Here is a 23,655-nt window from a genome sequence, read left to right as displayed (position 1 = left end):
GGCTAACATCGCGGTTTTCCCGGCTGCGGATGCGATCGACCCCATGAAGACCCTGCTGGTCACCGGCGGCGCCGGTTTCATCGGCGGCAATTTCGTTCACGACGTGCTGGCCACGGGCGGCTACCGCGTGGTCAATCTCGACGCGCTGACCTACGCCGGCAACCCGGACACGCTGGCCTCGCTCGCCGGCCACCCGGACCACCGTTTCGTGCACGGCGACATCGGCGATCGCGCCTGCGTGGCCGCCCTGCTGGCCGAGCATCGCCCCGCCGCGATCATCAACTTCGCGGCCGAGTCGCACGTGGACCGCTCGATCGACGGCCCGGCCGCGTTCGTGCAGACCAACGTCGTCGGCACGCTGGCGCTGCTCGAGTGCGCGCTGGCGTACTGGCGCGAATTGCCGATCGATCGCCAGGACGCGTTCCGCTTCCTGCACGTGTCGACCGACGAGGTCTACGGCTCGCTCGGACCGATCGGGCGCTTCAGCGAGACCTCGCCGTACCAGCCCAATTCGCCGTACTCGGCGTCGAAGGCCGCATCGGACCATCTGGTCCGCGCGTTCCACCATACTTACGGCCTGCCGACGCTGACGACGAACTGCTCGAACAACTACGGGCCGTTCCAGTTTCCCGAAAAGCTCATCCCGCTGATGATCCAGAAGGCGCTGGCCGGCGAGGCGCTGCCGGTCTACGGCGACGGACGCAACGTGCGCGACTGGCTCTACGTGCTCGACCACTGCCGCGCGATCCGCCGCGTGCTCGAGATCGGCCGCACCGGCGAGGTCTACAACGTCGGCGGCGACGCCGAGCGCGAGAACCTGCACGTGGTGCGCACGGTCTGCGCATTGCTCGATGCGCGCCGCCCGCTACCGGACGGCCGTCCGCGCGAAGCGCTGATCCGCTACGTCACCGACCGGCCCGGGCACGACCGGCGCTACGCGATCGACGCGTCGAAGATCCGTCGCGATCTGGACTGGCGTCCGCTCGAGAGCTTCGAGAGCGGCATCGAGCGCACGGTGGACTGGTACCTGGCGCACCAGGACTGGGTCGGGCGCGTGCTCGACGGCAGCTACCGCATGGAGCGCCTCGGCGGCGCGAGCTGAGCCGCCGATGGACGCGGCCGGCCTGCAGCGGATCTGGTATGGCGGCGCCGCGGTGCCGGGGTGGCTGTCCGCGCTGGTACCGGTCTACCGGCTGCTGCGCTGGCTGCACCGGATGCCGTATCGCCTCGGCTGGCGGCGCGCGACGCGCCTGCCGGTGCCGATCCTCGTCGTCGGCAATCTGACCGCGGGCGGCAGCGGCAAGACGCCGCTGGTGATCGCGCTGGTCGAGGCCCTGCATGCGCGTGGCTGGCGGCCCGGCGTCGTCAGCCGCGGCTATGGCGGGCGCACGCGCACGCCGCGCCTGCTCGATGCGCATCCGGACCCGGCCGAGGTCGGCGACGAGCCGGCGCTGATCCGGCGCAGGACCGCCGTGCCGGTGGCGGTCGGCCGCGACCGTGCGGCTGCCGCGCAGCTGCTGCTGGCCGAGGGCGTCGATGTCGTGATCGCCGACGACGGCCTGCAGAATCCGGCGCTGGCCCGTGACCTCGAGATCTGCGTGATCGACGGCGAGCGCCGTTTCGGCAACGGCCGTCTGCTGCCGGCCGGACCGCTGCGCGAGCCGCTGACGCGGCTTGCCACGCTGCCGTGGCGGGTCTGCAACGGCGGCACCGCGCAATCCGGCGAGGTGCCGATGCGCCTGCACGGTGATCGTGCGGTCAACCTCGCGACCGGGCAGGTGCAGCCGCTCGCGGACTTCGCCGGGCATGCCGTGCATGCGATCGCCGGCATCGGCCATCCGGAGCGCTTCTTCGCGGCGCTGCGCGCGCGCGGCATCGACGTGCAGGCGCATCCGTTTCCGGACCATCACGCCTACGTGCCGTCCGATCTCGCGTTCGGCGACGGTCTGCCGGTGCTGATGACCGAGAAGGACGCGATCAAGTGCGCCGCGTTCGCCGCCGACCTGCAGTGGAGCGTGCCGGTCGATGCCGAGTTGCCGGGCGATTTCGTCGACGCGCTGACGTCGGCGCTGGCATCGGCGCGCGCGCGATGAGGCGTCCGGTCACGGCACGCGACGGCAGCCCGACGGTCCGTCACGGTCTGGCGCGCGTGTTGTCCAAGCTCGGCGTGTGCTCGCGCAGCCAGGCGGCGCGTCTGATCGCCGAGGGCCGCGTCAGCGTCAACGGCCGCATCGTGCGCGATCCGGAATGGCCGACCGATGCACGCGCGGACGCGCTCGCGATCGACGGCACGGCGCCGGCCGCGGCCGAGCGCGTCTATCTGGCGCTCAACAAGCCGCGCGGACTGGTCACCAGCGCCGCCGACGAGCGCGGCCGAGCCACGGTCTACGCGCCGTTCGCGGCGGCCGGCCTGCCATGGGTCGCGCCGGTCGGACGGCTCGACCGCGCCAGCGAGGGCCTGCTGCTGCTCACCAACGACACCGCCTGGGCGGCCGCGATCACCGACCCGCGCACGCATCTGGACAAGCGCTATCACGTGCAGATCGACCGGCTGCCGGACGCCGCGCTGCTCGAGGCGCTGCGGACCGGCGCCGACGTCGACGGCGAGCGGCTGGCGCTGAAGGCGGTCGAGGTGCTGCGCAGCGGCGAGCGCAACGCCTGGCTCGAGGTCGTGCTCGACGAGGGCCGCAACCGCCACATCCGCCGCGTACTGGCCGCGTTCGACGTGGCGGTGCTGCGCCTGGTCCGCGTCGCGATCGGCCCGGTCGTGCTCGGCGCGCTCGCCAAGGGCGCCTGGCGTCATCTGGAACCGGCCGAGATTGCTGCATTGCAGCCGCCGGCGCGAGCGAACGCACCGGCCGGCGCCCTACGCAGCGGCGGACATCTGCGGTAACGTTCGCGCTTCGCCTGAGCCGGGGAGCCTCGATGAGCAGCACCGCAGCACCGCAGTTGACCGTTCGCGCGGTCGTCCTCTCGATCGTCCTCGCCGTCATCCTCGCGGCGGCCAATACCTATCTCGGCCTGTTCGCCGGCATGACGATCGCCTCGGCGATCCCGGCGGCGGTGGTCTCGATGGGCGTGCTGCGCCTGCTCGGCGGCGGCGGCATCCTCGAGAACAACATCGTGCAGACCGGTGCCTCGGCCGGCTCCTCGATCGCCTCGGGCGTGATCTTCACGATCCCGGCGCTGGTGATCCTCGGCTACTGGACCGAGTTCAAGTATTCCTGGGTGCTCGCGATCGCCGGACTCGGCGGCCTGCTCGGCGTGATCTTCTCGGTGCCGCTGCGGCGCTCGCTGATCGTCGACCAGGGCCTGGCGTTCCCCGAAGGCAAGGCCGCGGCCGAAGTGCTCAAGACCGGCGAGAACCCGGGGCAGGGCATCCGCACGCTCGGCGTCGCCGCCACGCTCGGCGGTCTGGCCAAGCTCGGTGCCGAGAGCGGCCTGCGCCTGTTCCCCGATGCGGCGGCCTCGGCCGCCTGGGTCGGCAAGGGCATCGCCTACGTCGGCACCAACCTGTCGCCGGCCCTGCTCGGCGTCGGCTACATCGTCGGCCTCAATATCGGCATCGTCGTGCTGCTCGGCGGCATCATCGGCTGGAACGTCGCGATCCCGATCTACAGCACGTTCTTCCTCGACACCGATCCGGCGCTCGCCGCGCGCGTCGCCGGCGCCAGCGCCGCCGATGCGGCCGGCATGATCTGGTCGGCGCAGATCCGCTATCTCGGCGTCGGCGCGATGCTGATCGGCGGCATCTGGACGCTGATCTCGCTGCGCAACTCGCTGTTCTCGGGCATGCGCAGCGGCTTCGCCGCGACGCGTGCCGGCGCCGGCACGGTGATCGCCGACACCGAGCGCGACATCCCGATGAAGCTGATCGCGATCGGCCTGGTCGTCTTCACGCTGCCGCTGCTCGCGCTGTACCAGAACATCGTCGGCCAGTGGAGCGCCAGCGTGCCGATGACGATCATCATGATCGTGGCCGGCTTCCTGTTCGTGTCGGTGTCGGCCTACATGGCCGGCCTGGTCGGCTCGTCGAACAATCCGGTCTCGGGCATCACGATCTGCACGATCCTGTTCGCAGCCTTCGTGCTGGTGCTGCTGCTCGGGCGTGATTCGCAGATCGGTGCGGTCGCCGCGATCATGATCGGCGCGGTGGTCTGCTGCGCGGCCTGCATCGGCGGCGACAACCTGCAGGACCTCAAGGCCGGCCACATCGTCGGCGCGACGCCGTGGAAGCAGCAGGTCATGCTGGCGATCGGTGCGGTGTCCTCGGCGCTGATCATGGCGCCGATCCTGCAATTGCTAATGACCGCCTACGGCGTCGCCGGCGCGCCCGGATCCGAGGCGTTTCCGCGTCCGCTGCCGGCGCCGCAGGCCAACCTGATGGCCTCGGTCGCCAAGGGCATCTTCGGCGGCCAGCTGCCGTGGACGACGATCGGCATCGGCGCGCTGATCGGCGCGGTGATCATCGCGGTCGACTCGTGGCTGAAGGCGACCGGCAAGAAGTTCCGCATTCCGGTGCTGGCCTGCGCGATCGGCATCTACCTGCCGATCGAGCTGATGGTGCCGATCTTCCTCGGCGGCCTGCTCTCGCACTTCGTCGAGCGCGCGCTCGGCGGCGCCCGCAACGAGGAAGAGCACGGCCGCATCCATCGCAAGGGCATGCTGTTCTCGGCCGGCCTGATCACCGGCGAGGCACTGATGGGCATCATCATCGCGATCCCGATCGTGGTCACCGAGAACAAGGACGTGCTGGCGCTGCCCGACTCGCTGCACTTCGGCGGCTGGCTCGGCCTGGCGCTGCTCGCCTTCATCGCCTGGCTGCTGTACCGCTACGCGGTGCGCCGCGATCCGGCCTGACCTGGCGGAATGACCTGTGGCGGTTGGCCCGACCTGATCCGAATCCGTACCATGCGCCTCCCTTCGTCTTCCGGGGCTGTCCGATGAAGTCTTGCTGCGCGATCCTGATCCTGTTGGCCGCCGCGTCGGCGTCGGCCGCGCCGCGGCCGTTCGAGGTTCGCGATCTGGCGACGCTCGACCGGCTCAGCGACCAGGTGCTGTCTCCGGACGGCCGTCATGCGGCGATCCAGATCCGCCAGACCGACTTCGAGGCCAACCGCGGCGTCAACGGTATCTGGACCGTCACCACCGATGGCCGCGGTACGCCGCGCCGGCTGACCGACCAGGCGCTCGGCGCGACCACGCCGCGCTGGTCGCCGGACGGCCGCTGGCTGTACTTCCTGGCCGCGAAGGACGGCGTCAGCCAGCTGTGGCGGATGCCGGCCGAGGGCGGCGAGGCGACCCAGCTCAGCGTGCTGCCGCTCGACGTCGGCGGCTACAAGCTGTCGCCGGACGGCCGCCGCGTCGCGCTGTCGCTGGAGGTGTTCGTCGACTGCGCGACACTGGCCTGTACGCGCGAGCGCCTCGATCAGGCGGAAAAGAGCAAGGGCAGCGGGCGCGTCTACGAGCAGCTGTTCATCCGCCACTGGGATACCTGGTCCGACGGCCGCCGCTCGCAGCTGTTCGTCGCCGAGTTCGGCGCGGACGGCAAGCTCGCCGGCGAACCGCGCCGGCTCTCGCGCGGCATCGACAACGACGTGCCGTCCAAGCCGTTCGGCGATGACAGCGAGTACGCGTTCTCGCCCGACGGCGCGACGGTCTACTTCGGCGCGCGCAATGCCGAGGGCAGCAGCGAGGCCTGGTCGACCAACTTCGATCTGTATGCGGCCAGCGTCGACGGCAGCGCCGCGCCGCGCAACCTCACCACCGCGAACCCGGCCTGGGACGCCTATCCGCTGCCCTCGCGCGACGGCAAGACGCTGTACTACCTCGCGATGAAGCGGCCCGGTTTCGAGGCCGACCGCTTCGGCATCCGCGCGCTCGACCTCGAGACCGGTGCGCTGCGCGAGATCGCGGCCGACTGGGACCGCTCCGCGTCGGCGCTGAAGGAATCGTTCGACGGCCGCACGCTGTACACCGCGGCGGACGACCGGGGCCGGCATCCGCTGTTCGCGATCGACGCCGCCAGCGGCAAGGTCCGCCAGCTGGTCGAGGACGGCACCGTCGCCGGCTTCGACGTCGGTGCGCGGCAGCTGCTGATCGCGCATCAGACGCTGCAGCGGCCGAGCGATCTGTTCGTCGCGCCGCTCAAGGGCGGCACGCTGCGTCCGGTCGCGCGCTTCAACGCCGAGCGGCTGGCCGGTCTCGCGGTCGGCCAGAGCGAGTTCTTCACGTTCAAGGGCTGGGGCAACGAGGAAGTCCAGGGCTACGTGGTCAAGCCGGTGGACTTCGATCCGGCCCGCAAGTACCCGGTCGCCTTCATCATCCACGGCGGCCCGCAGGGCGCGATGAGCGACGGCTGGAGCTACCGCTGGAATCCGCAGACCTATGCCGGTCAGGGGTTCGCGGTCGTCACGATCAATTTCCACGGCTCCACCGGATACGGCCAGGCGTTCACCGACTCGATCTCGGGCGACTGGGGCGGCAAGCCGCTGGAGGATCTCAAGCTCGGCTGGCAGGCCGCGCTCGACCGCTACGCCTTCCTCGACGGCGATCGCGCCTGCGCGCTCGGCGCCTCCTACGGCGGCTACATGATCAACTGGATCGCCGGCAACTGGAACGCGCCGTGGAAGTGCCTGGTCAACCACGACGGCGTGTTCGACACGCGCTCGATGGGCTACGTCACCGAAGAGCTGTGGTTCACCGAGTGGGAGAACGGCGGCACCGCGTTCGCCAAGCCCGATCACTACGAGCGCTTCAATCCGGTCAACCATGTCGGCAAGTGGCGCGTGCCGATGCTGGTGGTGCAGGGCGAGAAGGACTATCGCGTCCCGGTCGATCAGGGCATCTCGACGTTCACGGCGCTGCAGCGGCGCGGCATCCCGAGCCAGCTGCTGTACTTCCCGGACGAGAATCACTGGGTGCTCAAGCCGCAGAACAGCGTGAAGTGGCACGACACGGTCAACGCCTGGCTCAAGCGCTGGACCGGCGCCCGCTGATACCGCGCGAGCCGCCGCGATGAGCGCGATCGAACTGCCGCCGTCCGAAGCCATCGCCGAGGACGTGCGGCGTGCCCTGGCCGAGGACATCGGCAGTGGCGACGTCACCGCCGACCTGCTGCCGGCCGAGGCGCAGGCGCGCGCGCGCGTGATCACGCGCGAGGCGAGCGTGCTGTGCGGACAGGCCTGGTTCGACGCATGCTTCCATCAGGTCGACCGCCGCGTCGCGGTCGAATGGGCCTGCGACGAAGGTGCGCCGGTCGCGGCAGGGGCCGTGCTGTGCCGCCTGACGGGACCGGCGCGCGCGCTGGTCACGGCCGAGCGCGCGGCGCTCAATTTCCTGCAGACGCTGTCGGCGACCGCGGCGACCGCGGCGACCTACGTCGAGGCGGTGCGCGGCACCCGCGCACGCATCCTCGACACGCGCAAGACGCTGCCGGGTCTGCGCCTCGCGCAGAAGTACGCGGTGCGCGTCGGCGGCGCCAGCAACCATCGTCTGGGCCTCTACGACATGGTGCTGATCAAGGAGAACCACATCGCCGCGGCCGGCTCGATCGGCGCCGCGGTCGAGCGTGCGCGCGCGCTGCATCCGGGCGTGCCGGTCGAGGTGGAGACCGAGAACTTCGTCGAGCTGCGCCAGGCCCTCGCGGCCGGGGCCGACCGCATCATGCTCGACGAGTTCGAGCTCGACGAACTCGCGCAGGCAGTCGCCGAAGTCGACGGACGCGCCGCGCTCGAGGTATCCGGCGGCGTCGGCCTGGACCGGGTGCGCGCGATCGCGCAGACCGGCGTGAACTTCATCTCGATCGGCGCGCTGACCAAGCACGTGCGCGCGGTCGATCTGTCGATGCGCATCGAGGTCGGAGCGGCCTGAGCCGCCCGGCCGGTCCCTCCGCCTAGTGCGGAATCAGACCGGTGAACCAGGCGGCCGCGGCGAGCGCCGCCAGCGCGACGATCACGATCGCGACGACCAGACCGGTCCGCGAAGCGACCTTCTGTTCCGGCACGGCGGTGCTCGCGGCCGCGGCCGCGCCGGGGTTGAGTTCGGCGCCGGGCGTCAGCAACAGGAAGCGCACGGTGTCCAGGCGCAGTTCCTCGCCGGTCCGCAGCAGGCCGCCCTGCACGCGCTTGCCGTTGATGTAGGTGCCGTTGGCCGAGCCGAGATCCTCGACCAGCAGGCCGTCGGCGGTCGCCTGGACGCGCGCGTGGTGGCGCGAGATCTCCTCGGTCGCGACCGTGATGTCGCAATCGGCCTGCCGGCCGATCGTCATCGTGCCGTGGATCGGAAACGCCTTGCCGAAGGTCGGGCCCGACACGCCGCGCAGCACGAAGCGCGGCAGCGCGATGCGCAGCCGCGTGCTGCCGGACTCGTCGACGCTGGCCTTGGCCGGCGGCACCGCCGCAGCGGCGCGTTCGACCGCGGCCAGGCGGCAGCCGACCGGTCCGATCGTGATCAGGTCGCCGGGCTTGAGCGCTGTTTCGGCCGCGACCGGCCGGCCGTTGACGGCCAGCGCCGCGCCGGCCGCCAGGCCCTGCACGCTGACGGCGCCGCCGGCGACCTGCAGCTGGGCATGGCGCGGCGCTACCCCCGGCAATGCGATCGCGATCTGCGCATCGGCGGCGGAGCCGACGATCCAGCGGCCGTCGGACAGGTCGACCGACGCATGCTCCCCGTTCGGAAAGATCAGCTTCATCTGCTTGCGTTCCCCTTCGATGTCACGGCGCGATCTCGCGCGCGATGCGGAATCCCACGCTGTTGAGCGCCACGTCCTCGCCGTAGCTCTCGACGTTGCCGACCGCCTCCTTGCCCGGCATCGACAGCCAGCCGCGTCCCTTGACCGTGTGTTCGCGGCAGCCCGGCTTCAGCGGCGCCCCCTTGCCGCAGCCGGCGACCCATTCGCGCACGTTGCCGTCGATGTCGAACACGCCGACCGAGATCGACGGGTAGCGGCCGACCGGCGAGGTGCCGGCCGCGCCGTCGTCGCAGTCCTGGCCTTGCTGGGTCTCGTAGCGGCGCCGATAGGCCTGGTCGGCCAGATTCGCCGTACGGCAGTCGGCGGTGGTCGCCGAGCGCGCAATGCGATCCCATTCGGCCGGCGTCAGCAGCCGGTAGCGCTGGCCGGTGCGTTCGCTGAGCCAGGCGGCGTAGCGCTGCGCCTGCGCGAAACCGACGCAGACGACCGGATGGTCGTCACCCTGCTCGAGGTCGGGCTTGAGCCAGCTGCGATTGCGCGAGGAGCGGAAGAACGACTCGCGATCGCGGCAGGCCTGCGCGCCTTGCGCCGCATCGCCGGCGGCCTGCGCCCAGCGTGCGAACTCGCCGCGCGTCACCGGAAACTGTCCGACCGCCAGCGTCGCGTCGAGCACGACCAGCGACGGACCGCTGCCGCCGTCGACCGCGTCGCGGAACACGTAGCCCGGCGCACCGACGCGCTGCAGCCGGCGCTGCGCCTCGAGCACGGCGGCATTGCCCGGGTCGATCGCGAGCGCGCGCTCGTACAGCGCACCGGCGCCGGCCTTGTCCCAGGCCTCCACCAGCGGGCGCGCCTGCTCGATCAGGCGAGCGGCCTCGCGGCTGCGCCGCTCGCGGATCTGAGCGAGGACGGCCTTGCCTTCCTCGCCGGCGAGCGCCCCGACCGTGCCGGCCTTGTCGAGCTGTTCGAGGAAGGCGTCGGTCTGACCGGCCTGATGGGCATTCTCGGCCAGATCGAGATAGCCGCGCGCGACCTGGGCGATGCCCTCGCGCGCGGCGCGCGTGCGCGGATTGATCTTCAGCGCGAGCTGGAAGCGCTCGAGCGCATTGCGCTCCGGCGGCAACGTCAGGCGCTGCGCCGCCAGATCGGCGCGGCCGAGCCGGACCAGCTCGGCGACCGGATCGACGACGGTCGGCAGCAGGCGCAGGTCGATCGGCGCGATCGGCCGGCCTTCGGCGTCCAGGCGCGGATCGGACAGGAAATCCGGTTCGGCCGGTGCCGCGGCGGGCGGCTCGGCCGGATCGGCCGGTAATGGTTCCGGCAACTCGATCGGATCGGGGACGCTGGCCGACAGCGCCGGCTGGCTCGACGGCGCGCGCGAGGCCCACAGGCCATAGCCGACGCCGCCGATCAGCAGCACGCCGAGCGCAGCGATCGCGATCGGCAGCCAGGCGCCGTCCGCGGCCGCGCCAGGTGGCGCCGGTGCGTCGCCATGACTTGCCGGCGCTACGTGGCCGTCGGGAGCGCTGCCGGCCACCGCGGCGGACGCAGACGCAGCCACGACCGGTGCCGGCGGCGGCGCGCTCGGGATCTTCGGCGGCAGCGCCGGCGCAGCGGCGCCTTCGCCGGCAGTGACATCGATCGAAGCCAGCGCGGCCAGCAGGGCTTCGGCGCTCTGGAAGCGCTTGTTCGGATCGGCGGCCATCGCCTTGTCGAGCAGCGGCTGCCAGTGCGCACGCTCGGGCGGCAGGCGCGGGACCGAGGGTGCGGCGTCGCCGGCTTCGGCCGGCGAGCGGCCGCTCAGGCCGAAGAATGCGACCGCGCCGAGACTGTAGATGTCCGAGCGTGCGTCCGGCGCGTCGCCGCGCGCGACCTCCGGACCGACGTAGCCGTCCGTGGCGGCCGGTGCGGCGTCGCCCTCGGCGGCCAGCTTGCGCCGCGCCGCGAGCAGGCCGAAGTCGCTGAGGATCGCCGTGTCGTTGGCGTCGAACAGGATGTTGTTCGGACTGATGCTGCCGTGCACGTGGCGGCGGCGATGGATGTAGCCGAGCGCGCGCGCGACGCTCTCGAGGATGCGCCGCAGCTCGCGCTCGTCGAGGCCGCGCCTGACCCGGCTCGCGAGATTGCCGCCGGACAGGTACTGCATCGCGTAGTACGGAGCGGGCTCCAGCCCGATGTCGTAGACCTGCACGACGTTCGGATGCGCGAACGAGGCCAGCGTCCGCGCCGACTGCAGGAACTGCTCGCTGATGTCCGGATCGGCGGCGGGACCGGGCGACAGGATCTTCAGCGCGACGTCGCGTTCCAGCGAGGTCTGCGTCGCAAGCCTGACGCTGGCCAGCCGGCTGGAGCCGAGCTTGTCGACCGGCCGATAGTCGGGGATGTCGATCGTCGCCATGTCCGGATCAGCGCACCTCGGGCTTCGAGGTCGCAGCGTGCCCCTGATGTTCTGGTTATGACGGGGATTCTAGCGAAAACGGTGCCGGCCGCCGCGACCGGCCGCCGGCCGTGCGCCCGCGCCGGTCGGACCGGGCACCCTTGCAAGGCCGACCGGCCGTCTCCACACTCGGGCGATGCTCAGTCAATGGATTCCCCTGCTGCTCATCGGCGCCGCGATCGCGCTGTGGTTGCGCGCGCTGCGCGCGCGCGAGCAGGCGGGGCGCCTGGCGCGCGAACTGTGCCATCGCGCCGGCGTGCAGCTGCTCGATCAGACCGTGTCGCTGCGACGGGTCGGGCTGGCACGCGTCGACGGCCGCCTGCGGCTCAAGCGCCGCTACGGTTTCGAGGTCAGCACGCACGGACACGATCGGCATCCGGGACATCTGGACCTGCTCGGCGACGCCTTGCGGACCTGGAGCATTCCGGTCGCGCAGACCTCGCCGGTGCTGCAGACACAGGCGCCGGGACAGCGGCCGTCAACGATCGAGGCGACGATCGAGGTCGACCGCAGCCTGGAAGCCCGCCGCCTGACGACGGAAGCGCAGCGTCAGCAGCAGCGCAGCCATCGTGAGCCCGGCGATCAGTCCGATCCACATGCCGCGGGCACCGTATCCGGCCTGAAAGGTCAGCCACCCGCCGACCGGCATGCCGACGCCCCAGTAGGCTAGCAGCGTGATGACCATCGGCGTGCGCGTGTCCTTGAGGCCGCGCAACGCGCCGTTGGCGGCGACCTGGATGCCGTCGGACAGCTGGAACATGCCGGCCAGCACCAGCAGCTGCGCGGCCAGTGCGACGACGACGGCATCGCGCGTGTAGAGCGAGGCGATCGCATGCGGCATCGCGAACAGCACGCTTGCCGACAGGCACTGGATCGCCAGCGTCAGCGCGAAGCCGGCGCCGCCGGCCAGGCGCACGCCGACGCCGTCGTTGCGCCCGACCGCATGACCGACCCGGACCGTCGTCGCCATCGCGATGCCGAGCGGCACCATGAACGCGAACGAGGCGACGTTGATCGCGACCTGGTGGCTGGCGACGACGTCGGCGCCGAGCCGGCCGATGATCAGCGCGACCGCGACGAACAGGCTCGCTTCCATGAAGACCGCCACGCCCATCGGTGCGCCGATGCGCAGCAGCTCGCCGATCGCGCGCCGCTCGGGCCGCTCGCGCCGGCCGAACGGCTGCACGCGCCGGTACGCCGGGTGCCGCGCCACATAGGTCAGCAGGCTTGCCATCTGGATCCACAGCACCAGCGCGGTCGCAATGCCGGCGCCTGCCGCGCCGAGCCGCGGCAGGCCGAACCGGCCGTACATCAGCACGTAGCCGATCGGCGCCAGCAGGGCCGGGCCGAGCAGGCCGAACATCATCGTCGGCCGGGTCAGGCCGATGCCTTCGCTGAGCCCGCGCAGCGCGAAGTAGAGCGCCATCGCCGGTGCGCCGAACGCGATCGCGTGCAGGAAGCGGCGCACGTCCTCGGTCAGGACCGGGTCGACGCCGATCAGCTCGAACAGCAGCGGACCGCCGAACGCAGTCGCCAGGCCGAGCGCAGTGCCGAGGCCGCCGGCCAGCCACAGCGCTTGGCGCAGCAAGGCGCCGATCGCCTCGTGGCGGCCGGCGCCGTGCAGCTGCGCGACCGATGGCGGCACCGCCATCATGACGCCGAGCGAGGCCACCAGCGCCAGCGACCAGATGCTGGTGCCGACCGCGACCGCGGCCAGCGTATGCGCATCGAGATGCCCGGCGAGCAGCGTGTCGATGACGTTCATGCCGACTGCCGACAGCTGGCCGAGCACCAGGGGGCCGGCCAGACGCGCGGTATCGGTCAGCTCGCGCGCGAAGCGCTGCCGGTCGGTAGCAAGCCAGGTCATTGCAGGAGAGAAGACGACGAGTTGCGGTCGTCAGTGTAGAGCCTGCGCCGGCCGGCGCGTGAGCGGCGGCGCCGGCCCTTCGCGGCGAACGTCAGAACGGGCGCCAGTCCGCGTTGCGATGCCGGGCGAGCGGGCTTGGCGGTGAGGAGGTGCGGCAGCGCCGCAGCCGCGCGGACGGGGGCCGTTCGATCGAAGAGCGTCGGACGAATCGGGCGGCGCGCCGCGGCCCGGCAGTTCCGGCGGCCATCTGTGACGAGGTCGTTGGCGCATCCGGGTGCTGGCGCGGCGCATGCGGATCGGCGCCGGCGCCGGTGCGCGGACGCGAACAGGGCCCGGCGTATGCCGGGCCCTGCAACGGGCCAGGGCGATCCCTCGCCGCGTCGCGCTACGGTTCGAACCCGTCCTCGAAGATCAGATCGGCCAGGCCGCCGCAGACCTCGCAGCCGCCCTCGAACGCCGGCGTCGGAATCAGCTCCCAGTCGACCAGGGTGCCGGTGTCGATGTTGGCGTGGTCCGAGATCGTCAGCACCCAGTTGCCGAGCGTGCTCTGGCCGTCGAAAGCCGACAGCGGCTGGGTCGGACCGGCATCGGTGACCGGCCATGCCGCGCCGGTGCCGGCCGTATCGCAGACGGCTTCCGGATCGGACTGGCCGTCGGCGAACGTGAGGTCGAGATCGTTGTTGTTGCAGCCGTTGGTGGTGGCCGGTACGCCGGGGCGATCGAGCAGCGTCACCGTCGTGCCGGCCGGGCTGGTCAGCTGGACGATCAGATCGCCGACCCAGGTGTGGGTGGCCCGCACACGCACCTGCAGGTCGGTCAGCGTCAGGTTCTGGGTGACCGCGATCGTCGAGCTGATACCGGTGGGGTTGTTGTCGGGAATCGCCACCGGCACGTCGGCGGGCGCCGGCGATGCCGGGGCGCCGACGGTCACGTCGATCGATCCGGTCGCACTGCCCTCGTTGCTGGTGACGGCCAGCGGCAGCGTGAAGTCGCTGAGGCAGGTGAAGCTCTTCTCGACGCGAATCTGGAAGTGGGCGGTCGCGCTCTGGCCGGCGTTCAAGGTGCCGAGGTTCGCGCTGGATACCACATACACAACCGAGCCCGGTGCCGGTAGCGCGAGGCTGGCGACGACGTTCGTGAAGTTGCCGCCGGTCGCATGCACCGGCACCGCGATGTCGACGGTTTCGCCCGGCTCGACCACGCCGTTGTCCTGCGCCGGATTGGCAGCGCACGAATCGGTCAGCATCGCCGCAGCGGTATCGAAGGCGAGTGCCGGGCCGGACGGTCCCTCGAGCACGAACGGCAGGCCCTGCGTGGTACCGCTGCCGGTGTCGAGCAGGGGGCCCCAGGTGGCGGCAGTGGGTTCGAACTGCATCGCGTTGCCGGTCGTCGCCTGACCGGCGATCACGATCGGCGGCGCCCACGGTCCGCTGGCGAGCGAGCCGCCGGTCTGCCAGTCGATCCAGTAGGTGCCGCTGCCGAGCGGCGGGCAGGCCGACAGGTCGACGTGCTGCACCATGACCGGGCGCGTGCAGTCCGGTCCGCTCTCGAGCGTGCGGAAGACGCCGGACGCGGCCGTGGCATCCATCCGGTTGGTCGTCGTATCGCCGCAGACCACGGTGCCGGTGCCCGGTACGCCGTTCCAGATACGCACGTTGACGGCGTTGATCGTCGAGGTGGCTCCCGAGCCGGTCTGGTACGCGAAGAAGTTTGCGCCGGTCACGTTCCAAGTCTGGCCGCCCGGCACGACGAAATCATCGGCGACGCGGAATCCGCTGCTGACCGCATGGCCCGCGCCGAACGTGCTCATCGCCAGCGCCGCGTCCTGCAGGATGCTCGCGTTGCCGGCGTCGCCCGAACAGCCCGGCGCGGTGCCGCTGGTCAGTGGACCGTTGTCGTAGATCGCGTTGGCGGGCGGCTGCCAGATCGCGCGCGGCGCGGCCGCATCGGCCGTGAGCTGCGCTTTCGCGCCGGGTCGCCAGGGGGCTTCGTCCAGTTGCTGGGCGTGTACCGTCGCGCTCGCGATCGCTGCGGTCACGCAGGCGGCGACCAGCGCTGCGCCGGGCGGGTGACCTAGTCTCGATAGCTTGGACATCACTGAAATTCTCCTTTTTCACGGATGATCATCGGGTCGGGGACCGATGCAGGGCCCAGTAAAAATAGATTCGTATGCGAGACGCCCCAGGGACCTGACGGTGGTCGTCGGCAGATGCTCAACGCAATTCCGCTGCGAGCTAATGAAGGAATTGCATCTGTCAAGTGCCGACCGTCCTACCATAGCACGGGTTCCGCCGGTCGAATGCGAGCGGATCGGCGTCTCGGTCCGGGCTCCGCCAAGCCCGAATGCGGGCGCGCGGGGCGCGGCGCGGACCGCTGCGCCGGCCGTCCGCCTGACCGCACCGGCGGCCGTCGAAAACGGTTATCGTCCGCCGTTTGGCGAGCGCGTTGCGGCCTCGCGGAGACCTCTGTCGATCGATGAACAACGATCCGAAGACATCGCTCGGCGGCGAGTCGGCCGCCGCGCTGCCGGCCGATTCGCTGCCGGTCACGGTGGCGGTCGCCGAGCCGGCTGCGCCGCCGCCGCGGTTCTCGGCGTGCGGCAACTGCGCCTCGCCGCTGTACGGCGGGTATTGCTACCGGTGCGGCCAGCCCGAGAAGGGCATGATCCGCAGCCTGCGCGAGGTCGGCTCGGATCTGGCCGACATCGTCTTCAACGTCGATTCGCGCATCTTCCGCTCGATCTTCGACCTGTACTTCCGGCCCGGCTTTCTGACGACCGAATACTGCGCCGGCCGCCGCGTCCGCTATGTCACGCCGTTCCGCCTGTTCTTCGTGCTGTGCGTGCTGTCGATCTTCGCGGTGCAGCTGACGATGGAAGATCTGTTCCAGAGCGACGGCATCGGCGTCGTGGTCGATGCCGGAGATGATGCCGAAGGGACCGAGGCCGCTACCGAGCCGACCCAGGCGGCGACCGCGCCGTCCGGCGAAGCCGCTCCCCCGCGGTCCGCGAGCCCGTCCTCACCGCCGCCGGCCGAGGGCGCAAACGACCCGGGGTCGGCGGACAGCGGCGCCCGGACACCGGCCGCCAAGCCCGGCGAAACAAAGCCCGACACCGCCGAGACGGTGCTCGACGTGATGTTCACGTTCAACGACCGGCCCTGGGACCCCGTCACCAATCCGGTACAGATCGCCTGGCTGCCCCAGGCCGTCAATCGGCGCATCAACGCTTCTCTGGAGCACATGCGTGCCAACGCGAGTCTGGCGGCCAAGAAGCCGGCGCTGTTCGCGACGGCGCTGTTCTCGGTGCTGCCGCAGACGCTGTTCGTGCTGATGCCGATCTTCGCGGTGCTGCTGAAGATCGTCTACGTGTTCAAGCGCCGTCTGTACATGGAGCATCTGATGGTGGCGTTGCACAGTCACGCCTTCATCTTTCTGTCGATGCTGGTGCTGATCGTGCTGTACGCGCTGCGCGACGCGCTGGTCACCGTGCCGGCGGCGGCGACGTCGCTGGGCTGGCTGATCACGGCGGCCTGGGTCTGGCTGCCGCTGTACCTGCTGCTGATGCAAAAGCGCGTCTATCGCCAGGGCTGGTGGATGGGCGTGATCACGTACGGGGTGGTCGGCACCTGCTATTCGATCCTGCTGTCGCTCGGGATCGTCGCCGCGCTGGTGATCGGACTGGCCGTCACCTGAGCCGCTTGCGGCCGCTTGTCAAGCATTTTGTGCACAGGCAGCACGAGGACGGCAGACGTGCCGCCGTGCGTCATCGCGGTGTCATCCGCCGCGCGCAGCCATCATGCAAGTCATTGATCCACCAGTACCATTTAAGATTGGTTAAACATTCACCAACATGACCGCGAGCGCGTCGCTGTGCGCTCCGCAAGCGGCTCGCGGCCGCTCGTCCACAGACTTATCCACAATGCTTGTGGATAAGCGACAAATGCCCGGCGCCACGGCCACTTGGCGATGCTTCCGCGCAGTGAGGGTGAGAAGAAGGCGATAAACGCGCCGAACTTCGGAGCTGCCGCTAGACTGGGGCGATGTCCGATGCCGTCGATCCCGGGCCGCCGACGATCGTTCGCGTCGCGGTCCCGGTGCCGCTCACCCAAGCCTTCGACTATGCCGTCCGCGACGGCGACCCGGTGCCGCCGGTCGGCAGCCGCGTGCGCGTGCCGTTCGGCCGCCGCGACACGGTCGGCGTCGTGATCGGCCATGCGACGGACGCGAGGGTCGCCGCCGAGAGGCTCAAGGCGGTCGAGGCGGTGCTCGATCCGGTTCCATGGCTGACCGGGGAGCTGCTGGCCAGTCTCGACTGGGCGGCGCGCTACTACCACCATCCGCTTGGCGAGGTGCTCGAGACCGCGTTGCCGCTGGCGCTGCGCGGGCCGCGCACGCCGTCGCCGGACCAGGAGGAGCTCTGGTCGCTCGAGCCGGCCGGCCGCGAGGCTCGTCATGCGCCGCGTCATCGCCGCGGCGCGCGGACCGACACCCTGCTCGCGCTGCTCGAGGACGGCGCACTGACCGCCGGCCAGCTCGACGAGCGGCTGCCGGGCTGGCGCACCGCGGCACGCGCAGCGCGTCGGCGCGGCTGGATCGAGCGGCAGCACGTCGCACGTGCCGAAGCGCCGCCGCGACCGCTGCCCGGCCCGCCGCTCAATGCCGAGCAGCGCGATGCCGTCGAGACGGTTTCGTCCGCGTTCGGCCGGTTCGCGCCGATCGTGCTCGACGGCGTTACCGGCAGCGGCAAGACCGAGGTCTATCTCGAGCTGATCGGCCGGGCCATGGCCGCCGGGCGGCAGTCGCTGGTGCTGGTGCCCGAGATCGCACTGACGCCGCAGATGCTGCGCCGATTCCGGCAGCGGCTCGGCGTCGACATCGCCGTCCTGCATTCGGGGCTCGGCGAGACCGAGCGCGCGCGCGCCTGGATGGCGGCAGCCCGTGGCGACGCGCCGGTGATCCTCGGCACCCGCTCGGCGGTGTTCGTGCCGTTGCCGCGGCCGGGACTGCTCGTGATCGACGAGGAGCACGACACCTCCTACAAGCAGCAGGAGGGCTTTCGCTATCACGCCCGTGACTTCGCGGTCGTGCGCGCGCGCGCGCAGCAGGTGCCCGTCGTGCTCGGCTCGGCGACGCCGTCGCTCGAATCGCTGGCCAATGTCGAGGCCGGGCGCTACGCATCGGTGTCGATGCGTCAGCGCGCGGGCGACGCGCGGCCGCCGACGCTGCACGTGCTCGACGTGCGGCGCCAGCCGCTGCAGCATGGTCTGGCCGAACCCACGCTGGCCGCGATCCGCGACTGCCTCGATCGTGGCGACCAGGCCCTGGTGTTCCGCAACCGGCGCGGCTTCGCGCCGGTGCTGCAATGCCGCGATTGCGGCTGGAGCGCGCAGTGCCGCCACTGCGACCGGCCGCTGACGCTGCATCGCGGCCGGGCGCGCCTGATCTGCCACCATTGCGGCGCCGAGGAGGCCGTGCCGAGGGCATGCCCGGATTGCGGCGGTCTGGCGATCCAGCCGCAGGGCCACGGCACCGAGCGGCTCGAGGACGGATTGCGGCTGCGCTTCCCGGACGTGCCGATCGTCCGCATCGACCGCGACACCACGCGCAGCAAGCGCGCGCGCGAGACCTTGCTCGAGGGTCTGACCGAGGCCGGGCCGCGCATCCTCGTCGGCACCCAGATGCTGGCCAAGGGCCACGATCTGGCCGGCCTCAACCTGGTCGTGCTGGTCAGCGTCGACGAGGGTCTCTTCAGCGCCGATTTCCGAGCCGGCGAGCGCCTCGGCCAGCTGGTCGTCCAGGTCGCCGGCCGCGCCGGACGGGCGGCCCGGCCGGGCCAGGTCTGGCTGCAGACGCACCATCCGGACCATCCGCTGCTGACGATCCTGCGCAACGGGGGTTACCGCGCGCTGTCGCGCAGCCTGATCGAGGAGCGCCGGGCGGCGGGCCTGCCGCCGTACGGCTGCATGGCGCTGCTGCGTGCCGAGGCCAAGGAGCCGTCTCGATTGCAGGGTTTCCTGTCGGCGGCCTGCCATGTGCTCGACGTGCCCGCGCCGGTGCGGCTGCTCGGACCGCTGGCGGCGCCGATGCCGCGCCGCGCCGGCCTGCACCGCGGCCAGATCGTGCTGGAGGCCGACGAGCGCAGCGCCCTGCAGGGGTATCTGTCGAGCTGGCTGCCGGCGCTGGCCGCTCTGCCGGCGCAGAGCGGACTGCACTGGTCGATCGACGTCGATCCGATCGACATGGGCTGATCGTGGTACGGAAAAACCAACGGCCCCGTTGCCGGGGCCGTCATCGCCGGCGCCTGCGCGCCGGCATCGTCAGGTGATCGGGCCGATCAGGCCACGAACAGCGTGCGCATCTTCTTCATCGCGTTCGCCTCGATCTGGCGGATGCGCTCGGCCGACACGCCGTATTCATCGGCCAGCTCCTGCAGCGTCGCCTTGTCGCTCTCGCGCAGCCAGCGGCGCTGGATGATGTCGCGGGAACGGTCGTCGAGCTTGGCCAGGCCGCGCTGCAGCGTGTCGAGGCTCGACTCCTCCTCCGATTCGCTCTCGATCGCGCCGTACGGATCGGCCGTGTGGTCGACCAGGAACATCGCCGGCGACGGCTTGGCGTCTTCGTCGTCATCGGTCGGCGCATCGAACGCGATGTCCTTGCCCGACAGCCGCGCTTCCATTTCGAGCACCGTGGCCGCCGGCACGCCGAGCTCGCGCGCGACCGTATTGACCTCTTCGGCATTCATCCAGCCCAGGCGCTTCTTCGACTTGCGCAGGTTGAAGAACAGCTTGCGCTGCGCCTTGGTGGTCGCGACCTTGACGATGCGCCAGTTGCGCAGGATGAACTCGTGCATCTCGGCCCGGATCCAGTGCACCGCGAACGACACCAGGCGCACGCCCTGATCGGGGTCGAAGCGCTTGACCGCCTTCATCAGGCCGATGTTGCCCTCCTGCACCAGATCGCCGAGCTGCAGGCCGTAGCCGGAATAGCCGCGGGCGACGTGCACGACGAAGCGCAGATGCGACATCACCAGCTGCTTGGCGGCGTCGAGGTCGTCGGCGTCGATGAAACGGCGCGCCAGCGACTGCTCGTCTTCCTGACTGAGCATTGGAAAACGGTGTACCGCCGCCACATAGGCATCGAGGCTGCCGATCGCGCTCGGAACCGGCAGGTTCGAGATCGGCAGGGTGCTGGCGACCATGGCATTGCTCATGTGGATGTCCTCCTGATCGAGTGGCAAATTAGCACTCCCGCTAAGAGAGTGCTAACCGCGCCGGAAGTTCCGGTCGGAACGACCGCGGCGGCCTTTTCTGAACTGACCGGTATACTACACCCGAATTCGTGAATCGCCAGTTATTTCTGTGCTGCCCTGCGGTGAACAATCGCGGCCGGGCGGCCGGCGTTCACGGCGACAGTTCGGCGGCCGGCGGCAGCCGCCAGTCGATCGGGGTCAGGTCGCGCTGCGCCAAGTACTCGTTCGTGCGGGAAAAATGTCCGCAGCCGATGAAGCCGCGGTGCGCCGACAGCGGGGATGGATGCGGCGCCTTGAGCACGCGATGGCGCCGACCGTCGATCAGCTTGCCTTTGGCCTGGGCGTAGCTGCCCCAGAGCAGGAACACGAGATTCTCGCGCTCGCGATTGAGCGCGTCGACGCAGGCATCGGTGAAGCCTTCCCAGCCCTTGCCCTGGTGCGATCCGGCATGGCCGCGCTCGACCGTCAGCACCGCATTGAGCAGCAGCACGCCCTGGCGCGCCCATGGGATCAGGCAGCCGTGGTCGGGCCGCGCGATATGCAGATCGCGCTCGATCTCCTTGAAGATGTTCTCGAGCGAGGGCGGCACGGCGACGCCGGGCAGCACCGAGAAGCACAGGCCGTGCGCCTGGTTCGGGCCGTGATACGGATCCTGGCCGAGCACGACGACCTTGACCGACTCGAACGGCGTCGTGTCGAGCGCCGCGAAGATCTTCGAGCCGGGCGGATAGATGATCTTGCCGGCCTGCTTCTCCTCGCGCAGGAAATGGCCGAGCGCGATCATCTCCGGCCGATCGAACCAGTGCCCGACCCGCTGCTTCCAGCTCGGCTCGAGCTTGAGGCGATCCGCGGCGGTCTGCTCGGGCGCGCTCATCGTGCCGGCTCGGTCTGCTGGCGGCGCAGATGCTGGCTGACGCGCAGCTGGAACTGCAGCTTGGTGACCAGCAGCCGCTCGTCGATCGGCTTGCTGACCAGGTCGTTGGCGCCGGCACGCAGCAGTACGGCCTGGCTGCGCGGATTGTCGTCGCCGGTCATCACCAGCACCGGCAGCAGGCCTTTGCCGAGGCCGCAGTGGTTGCGGACGCGGTCGAGCAGATCGCCACCGGTCAGCGCGCCCTTCAGGCTGACGTCGGTCAGCACGAGGTCGACGGTCGGCAGGCCGTCGGCGCCACGCTCGCCCTCGACGATCTGGATCGCCTCCTCGGCGCTGACCACGTGGCGCACCGACAGTCCATGCCGCTCGAGGATGCGCGAGGTCGCCAGCGCGACCACGCGGCTGTCCTCGACGTAGAGCACCTGGCCGGTGATGCGCTCGACCGGGTGCACGTAGCCGCCGATGAACGCGGCCAGCGCCTGGAAGCCGAGCGACTTGTCGAAGTAATCGGTGACGTCGTCGCCGAGCGTACGCGCCATCAGCCGCTCCTGCGCCGAGCCGGACACGACCACGATCGGCACGTAGGCCTGCGGCGCATGGGTGCGGATCCGCCGCGCCAGGTCGACGCCGTCCATGTCCGGCAGGCGCAGCGCGGTGGTAACGAAATCGAAGCCGCCTTCGTCGAGCCGCGCCAGCGCTTCCTCGCCGCTCGCGCAGGCGACGACCGTCACCCCGGGCAGCTCGGCCTGCAGCACCTGCTCGATCAGCCGGCGCACGACGCGCGAGCCGTCGACGATCAGCACGCGCGGCTGCTGGCCGATTTCGCCGAGCGCGGTCATGCGGTTCTCCTCAACTGGCGCGTGCTGGCGATCCAGGCGCCGAGCCAGCCCAGCGCCGCACCGCCGGCCAACGTCGCCAGCAAGGCCGTCGGCGCGATGCCGCGCACCGTCAGCTGGCCGCCGTAGCTGGCGATCAGCTGCGCCAGCGCATCGCGGAGCGCCAGATGCATCGCCAGTACGATCAGGATCGCGACGACCGCGCCGAGCAGGCCGTACCAGAGCCCGGCGTACAGAAACGGCCGCCGGACGAAGCCGTCGCCGGCGCCCATCAGCTGCATGATCGCGATCTCCTCGGCGCGGCTCTGCACGTCGAGCCGCACGGTATTGCCGACGACCAGCAGGGTCGCCAGGCCGAACAGCGCGGCCAGCGCGACCGCGGCGCGTTCGCCGAGCGTCATGATCGCGGTCAGACGGCGCCGCCAGGCCGCATCGTGCTGCACCAGGTCGACGCGGGCATCCGCCTCGATCGCGGCGACCAGCGCGCCGTCGCCGCCTTCGGCCGCGGCGCCGGCCGGCGCGACGACGAGCACGGTCGGCAGCGGATTGGAGTCGAGCACCTCGAGCGCCTCGGAGAAGCCCGACAGCTGGCGGAACTCGGCCAGCCCCTGCTCGGGCGTGCGGACGATCACCTCGGCGACGTCGGGCCGCGCGCGCCAGCCGGCGGCGATCTCGGCGGCCGCCGCGGCGGCGACGTCCGGATCCAGGAACACGGTGATCTCGCGTGCCTCGCGCAGGCCGCCGGAGAACGCGCGCAGATTGTCGAGCGCCGCCTGCAGCAGCAGCGGCAGCGCCAGCGCGACGCCGAGCACGGTGACCGTCAGCACGGTCGCCAGCGGCCGTACCGCGAGCCGGCCCAGGCTCGACAGCAGACCGTAGAGGTGATGGTCGCGCCAGCGCCCCAGACGCGCGCCGGCGGTCTGCCGCGGTGCGCGCGCGCGCTTCGGAGGGGCCGGTTCGGGGGCGCTGCGGCGCGCCGGTCGGCGGCGGACGTTCATGCGGCGGCCTGCGGGCGGAAGTCGTCGATCAGCCGTCCGTGGTCGAGCACCAGCACGCGCTGGTTCATGCGCTTGATCAGATGCAGATCGTGGCTGGCGACCAGCACCGCGGTGCCGACCTGCGCGAACTCCGCGAACAGCTGCATGATGCCGACCGACAGCTGCGGGTCGAGATTGCCGGTCGGCTCGTCGGCGATGATCAGCGGCGGCTTGCCGACGATCGCGCGGGCGATGCCGACGCGCTGCTGCTCGCCGGCCGACAGCAGCGTCGGCGCCGCCTTCTCGCGTGCCAGCAGTCCGACCTTGTCGAGCGCCGCGCGCACGCGCTTGGCGGCCTCGGCGCGCGGCGCGCCGGCGATCACCAGCGGCAGCGCGACGTTGTCGAACACGCTGCGGTCCATCAGCAGGCGATGGTCCTGGAACACCATGCCGATGCCGCGGCGCACCTGCGGCACGCGGCGCCGCCGCACCCGCGAGAGGTCGACGTCGTCGACGTGCACCGAGCCGCGCGTCGGACGCTCGACCAGGCTCAGCAGCTTCAGCAGCGTACTCTTGCCGGCGCCCGAGTGGCCGGTCACGAACACCATCTCGCCGGCCGCTACGGTGAAGCTGAGGTCGATCAGCGCATCGTGTCCGCCCGGATAGCGCTTGGCGACCTGCTCGAAGCGGATCATCGACCGGCCCCGCAGGTCATGCATGCAC

17 protein-coding genes and 1 pseudogene are annotated in these 23,655 nt (G+C 70.9%); 9 read left to right on the top strand and 9 right to left on the bottom strand.

Annotation, left to right across the window (positions count from 1 at the left end; translation table 11 throughout):
* Positions 1–43 precede the first annotated feature (43 nt).
* The 6 genes from rfbB (at position 44) to nadC (ending at position 7,872) form a co-directional block, all read left to right on the top strand.
* Complete coding sequence (gene rfbB / locus VMR06_RS11610; protein WP_325376443.1) at positions 44–1,102, top strand: dTDP-glucose 4,6-dehydratase; 1,059 nt, start codon at positions 44–46, stop codon at positions 1,100–1,102.
* Between the two features lie 7 nt (positions 1,103–1,109).
* Positions 1,110–2,093, top strand: coding sequence for a tetraacyldisaccharide 4'-kinase (gene lpxK / locus VMR06_RS11605; protein WP_325376441.1), 984 nt, complete (start codon positions 1,110–1,112; stop codon positions 2,091–2,093).
* Complete coding sequence (locus VMR06_RS11600; RefSeq protein ID WP_325376438.1) at positions 2,090–2,893, top strand: pseudouridine synthase; 804 nt, start codon at positions 2,090–2,092, stop codon at positions 2,891–2,893. Before lpxK ends, VMR06_RS11600 begins: the two co-directional genes overlap by 4 nt.
* Positions 2,894–2,925: 32 nt before the next feature.
* Entirely contained in the window at positions 2,926–4,860 is a 1,935-nt protein-coding gene (locus VMR06_RS11595; RefSeq protein ID WP_325376436.1) for an OPT family oligopeptide transporter, read from the top strand.
* Positions 4,861–4,943: 83 nt separating this feature from the next.
* A complete protein-coding gene (locus tag VMR06_RS11590) occupies positions 4,944–6,998 on the top strand; it encodes a S9 family peptidase (RefSeq protein ID WP_325376434.1) in 2,055 nt (684 codons plus the stop codon).
* 19 nt (positions 6,999–7,017) lie between these two features.
* Positions 7,018–7,872 (top strand): carboxylating nicotinate-nucleotide diphosphorylase, encoded by an 855-nt coding sequence (gene nadC / locus VMR06_RS11585; protein ID WP_325376432.1) that lies wholly within the window; start codon positions 7,018–7,020, stop codon positions 7,870–7,872.
* Positions 7,873–7,894: 22 nt separating this feature from the next.
* On the opposite strand, the gene VMR06_RS11580 is transcribed toward nadC, so the two are convergent.
* Positions 7,895–8,692, bottom strand: a complete 798-nt coding sequence (locus VMR06_RS11580; protein WP_325376430.1) for an FHA domain-containing protein — start codon at positions 8,690–8,692, stop codon at positions 7,895–7,897.
* Between the two features lie 22 nt (positions 8,693–8,714).
* Positions 8,715–11,090 (bottom strand): bifunctional serine/threonine-protein kinase/formylglycine-generating enzyme family protein, encoded by a 2,376-nt coding sequence (locus VMR06_RS11575; RefSeq protein ID WP_325376428.1) that lies wholly within the window; start codon positions 11,088–11,090, stop codon positions 8,715–8,717.
* Positions 11,091–11,265: 175 nt separating this feature from the next.
* On the opposite strand from VMR06_RS11575, the pseudogene VMR06_RS18205 reads away from it, so the two are divergent.
* A pseudogene (locus VMR06_RS18205) lies at positions 11,266–11,496 on the top strand (DUF3301 domain-containing protein); the annotation flags it as partial.
* Positions 11,497–11,607: 111 nt separating this feature from the next.
* On the opposite strand, the gene VMR06_RS11565 reads toward VMR06_RS18205, so the two are convergent.
* Positions 11,608–12,996: an MATE family efflux transporter gene (locus tag VMR06_RS11565; RefSeq protein WP_325376424.1), complete on the bottom strand. Its 1,389-nt coding sequence runs from the start codon at positions 12,994–12,996 to the stop codon at positions 11,608–11,610.
* A 385-nt stretch (positions 12,997–13,381) separates the two neighbouring features.
* Positions 13,382–15,091 (bottom strand): proprotein convertase P-domain-containing protein, encoded by a 1,710-nt coding sequence (locus VMR06_RS11560; RefSeq protein ID WP_325376422.1) that lies wholly within the window; start codon positions 15,089–15,091, stop codon positions 13,382–13,384.
* Between the two features lie 380 nt (positions 15,092–15,471).
* On the opposite strand from VMR06_RS11560, the gene VMR06_RS11555 reads away from it, so the two are divergent.
* Together VMR06_RS11555 and VMR06_RS11550 are read left to right on the top strand one after the other, a co-directional pair.
* Complete coding sequence (locus VMR06_RS11555; protein ID WP_325376420.1) at positions 15,472–16,689, top strand: DUF3667 domain-containing protein; 1,218 nt, start codon at positions 15,472–15,474, stop codon at positions 16,687–16,689.
* A 347-nt stretch (positions 16,690–17,036) separates the two neighbouring features.
* Positions 17,037–19,244: a primosomal protein N' gene (locus VMR06_RS11550; protein ID WP_325376417.1), complete on the top strand. Its 2,208-nt coding sequence runs from the start codon at positions 17,037–17,039 to the stop codon at positions 19,242–19,244.
* Positions 19,245–19,330: 86 nt separating this feature from the next.
* Here VMR06_RS11550 and rpoH read toward each other — a convergent pair whose 3' ends face one another.
* The 5 genes from rpoH to ftsE form a co-directional block, all read right to left on the bottom strand.
* Positions 19,331–20,206 (bottom strand): RNA polymerase sigma factor RpoH, encoded by an 876-nt coding sequence (gene rpoH / locus VMR06_RS11545; RefSeq protein WP_325376415.1) that lies wholly within the window; start codon positions 20,204–20,206, stop codon positions 19,331–19,333.
* A 190-nt stretch (positions 20,207–20,396) separates the two neighbouring features.
* The gene (gene ung / locus VMR06_RS11540) at positions 20,397–21,119 is read right to left on the bottom strand and encodes a uracil-DNA glycosylase (protein ID WP_325376413.1); all 723 of its coding nucleotides are present in this window, start codon (positions 21,117–21,119) and stop codon (positions 20,397–20,399) included.
* Positions 21,116–21,958 (bottom strand): response regulator, encoded by an 843-nt coding sequence (locus tag VMR06_RS11535; protein ID WP_325376411.1) that lies wholly within the window; start codon positions 21,956–21,958, stop codon positions 21,116–21,118. Before VMR06_RS11535 ends, ung begins: the two co-directional genes overlap by 4 nt.
* Positions 21,955–22,953, bottom strand: coding sequence for a permease-like cell division protein FtsX (gene ftsX / locus VMR06_RS11530; RefSeq protein ID WP_325376409.1), 999 nt, complete (start codon positions 22,951–22,953; stop codon positions 21,955–21,957). The genes VMR06_RS11535 and ftsX overlap by 4 nt, the downstream gene beginning before the upstream one ends.
* Positions 22,950–23,627 (bottom strand): cell division ATP-binding protein FtsE, encoded by a 678-nt coding sequence (gene ftsE, locus VMR06_RS11525; RefSeq protein WP_325376406.1) that lies wholly within the window; start codon positions 23,625–23,627, stop codon positions 22,950–22,952. The genes ftsX and ftsE overlap by 4 nt, the downstream gene beginning before the upstream one ends.
* Between the last annotated feature and the right edge of the window lie 28 nt (positions 23,628–23,655).

This window comes from Dokdonella sp. (assembly GCF_035511235.1).
Classification (GTDB): domain Bacteria; phylum Pseudomonadota; class Gammaproteobacteria; order Xanthomonadales; family Rhodanobacteraceae; genus Dokdonella.
The sequence above is the reverse complement of the archived record's forward strand: the minus strand, read 5'-3'. Positions and strand labels throughout refer to the sequence as shown.